Genomic DNA, 379 nt, shown 5'->3' on the forward strand with positions numbered 1-379 from the left:
TCGGCATCGAGCCCGGCCCGGACACGCGCAAGCGTTTGATCGAGGCGGTCTTGGCGCAGAAGGAGCGTGACCTGTTGCAAGACCGGGACAAGCTGACGGTCAGCGACCTCGACGAGTTCAAGGGCCGCATCCGCAACGCCGAGATCACCCCCGACCAGATCACAGCCTGATGACGGTCCATGCCCGACCCCGACCCCCTCGAATTATTCCGCGAGGCGGTGCAGGACGAGCTGGGCCGCCGGTTGCCCGCGTGGGCGAGGGACGGCGTGGCCGACGGCATCGTGTACCGCCTGATGCGCTACTGCTGGCGGCAGAGCAGCGACGTGCTCGGCACCGAGGACGACCTCCAGCGGATCATGCCCGGCATCCCCGGCGAAGT

At 68.1% G+C, this 379-nt stretch carries 1 protein-coding gene; it reads left to right on the forward strand.

What is annotated here, in order from left to right; all coding sequences use genetic code 11:
• Positions 1 to 179: 179 nt before the first annotated feature.
• On the forward strand, positions 180 to 379 hold a 200-nt coding region (locus R0J87_RS18810), incomplete at its 3' end, for a hypothetical protein (RefSeq protein WP_498888109.1).

The organism is Halomonas sp. SIMBA_159 (genome assembly GCF_046536035.1).
Taxonomy (GTDB): Bacteria; Pseudomonadota; Gammaproteobacteria; order Pseudomonadales; family Halomonadaceae; genus Vreelandella; species Vreelandella venusta_A.